Origin of the sequence: Psychrobacter sp. (assembly GCF_035469765.1) — a bacterium.
Classification (GTDB): domain Bacteria; phylum Pseudomonadota; class Gammaproteobacteria; order Pseudomonadales; family Moraxellaceae; genus Psychrobacter.
Genome location: NZ_DATIRM010000378.1, coordinates 1 through 1,932 on the forward strand (window position 1 = coordinate 1; position 1,932 = coordinate 1,932).

Below are 1,932 nucleotides of genomic sequence, written 5' to 3' on the forward strand. Positions count from 1 at the left end.
TAACGGTATTTTCTGCTATTGATGGCAGAGTCCTCTTTATAGATAAGTCCGCTTATGTCAAATATCAAATCTAACTACCCATCTGATCATGCAAACGCTTTTGATGATGCTCATAAGAGTGAGAGTGCAATAGAGGTGACAGACATTCCACTGGCGTTATATATCCATATCCCGTGGTGTGTCAAAAAATGCCCTTACTGTGATTTTAATTCGCATGAGTTACCGGTTGATAGTCAGCTGTCTATGTATGATGAATATGTAGATACGCTGTTGCATGATGCCGCTATGCAGCAGATATTAACCCAAGGGCGTGAAGTTAGCTCCATATTTATTGGCGGCGGCACACCCTCACTATTGCCAATTGCACAGTATCAGCGTTTATTTACCAAGTTGCGTGAGATTTTTAGATTTGCAAATGACATTGAAGTGACGATGGAGGCAAATCCGGGCACCCTTGAGCATGCGCCATTTTCTGAGTATTTAGCAGTAGGCATCAATCGCCTGTCGATAGGTGTGCAGAGCTTTTCTGCTGCACAACTAACCACGCTTGGGCGTATTCACAATCCTAGCCAAGCGCTATCTGCGATTAAAGCGGCACGCGTGGCAGGCTTTGAGCGCGTTAATGTGGATTTGATGCATGGATTACCAGAACAAACCATGGATGAGGCGCTTGAGGATATCCAAACGGCACACAATGCTGGAGCGACGCACATCTCTTGGTATCAGCTGACCATTGAGCCAAATACTGTCTTTTATCGCAGTCAACCGATTTTACCTGATGAAGATCGTTTGGCAGATATCGAACAAGCTGGTCAGACATTACTGCAAAATTTGGGTTATCACAATTATGAGGTATCCGCATGGTCAGGAGCAGCAGATAAGTCTTGTCGTCATAATGTCAATTATTGGCAGTTTGGTGACTATCTAGCAATCGGGGCGGGCGCTCACGGCAAAGTGACTGTCGGAAAAGATATTATCGGGCAAAATATAAGCAATGAGATGACTGCTGATGTCTGGAGTATGGATAACGAAAACACTCAAGCAGATATCTATCGCTTTAGTAAATCTCGTATGCCAAAGGACTATATGGAACATCAGTATGCTAGTCAGCAAGATAAAGCATTCACACAAGCGCCAAAAATGGTTGGCTGGCAAGCCATTGACAAAGAGGAATTGGTCAGTGAGTTTATGCTCAATGCCTTACGTTTGCATGATGGTGTAGCGTGGTCATTATTTGCAGCACGTACAGGACTGAGCTATGACAGCATTGCTGTACAAGTTGCTCAATTAATCGATCAAGGGTTACTAATAGACAACCCTCAACACTTGCAGCCAACGGAACTTGGCAAAAGGTATCTCAATCAAATATTAAGAGCGTTTTTATAGCAGAGTATGTTTATCAAGCGGATGAACTTAAAAAGGACTTAAATCTGAGGTTTAAGCTCAGTAAAAAAGGCTTATCACATAAATGATAAGCCTTTTAAACAATTTAAGCGTTTGAAGCTTAGATTTTGTTTTGTACTTCTTGAGCGCTGCCACTAACAGCATCACCAGCACTTGATACGTCTTGACCTAAACCTTTAAAAGTATTGCAACCAGTTAGTACAAACATAGCAGCTAAAGATGCGATAACCAATTTTTTCATAATATTTTCCTCAAAAAAGACAGGGTAATGTAAGTAATAACAGTGAAAATTAAAGCTTTGCTTAACTTTCACTGAGGGGTTACAGAATACAAGGATAATGTTTTTATATTATCTTGTTTTCCGTTATAGCCATCATAATCAAAGTTAAAAATAGAGCACAGTATCAAAATGTAATTATTGGCAGTAAACTGTAACTTTTGATTACGCCTGTTATATAAGTCTCAAACTATTTACGGAGTTAGTATGACCATTCATATCGTGCTGGTAGCGCCAAAAATGCCCAGTAA

General features: G+C 40.7%; 2 protein-coding genes. One reads left to right on the forward strand and one right to left on the reverse strand.

Going from position 1 to position 1,932, the window contains the following annotated elements; translation table 11 throughout:
- Positions 1 to 54 precede the first annotated feature (54 nt).
- On the forward strand, positions 55 to 1,386 hold the full coding sequence (hemW, locus tag VLN09_RS10485) for a radical SAM family heme chaperone HemW (RefSeq protein ID WP_325246288.1): 1,332 nt from the start codon (positions 55 to 57) through the stop codon (positions 1,384 to 1,386).
- A gap of 118 nt (positions 1,387 to 1,504) precedes the next feature.
- On the opposite strand, the gene VLN09_RS10490 is transcribed toward hemW, so the two are convergent.
- On the reverse strand, positions 1,505 to 1,645 hold the full coding sequence (locus VLN09_RS10490) for an entericidin A/B family lipoprotein (RefSeq protein WP_325246290.1): 141 nt from the start codon (positions 1,643 to 1,645) through the stop codon (positions 1,505 to 1,507).
- Between the last annotated feature and the right edge of the window lie 287 nt (positions 1,646 to 1,932).

Excerpts from the sequence above, each read along its gene's own strand:
- VLN09_RS10490 (WP_325246290.1), bottom strand. The coding sequence starts at position 1,645 with ATGAAAAAATTGGTTATCGCATCTTTAGCTGCTATGTTTGTACTAACT.
- hemW (WP_325246288.1), top strand. The coding sequence starts at position 55 with ATGTCAAATATCAAATCTAACTACCCATCTGATCATGCAAACGCTTTT.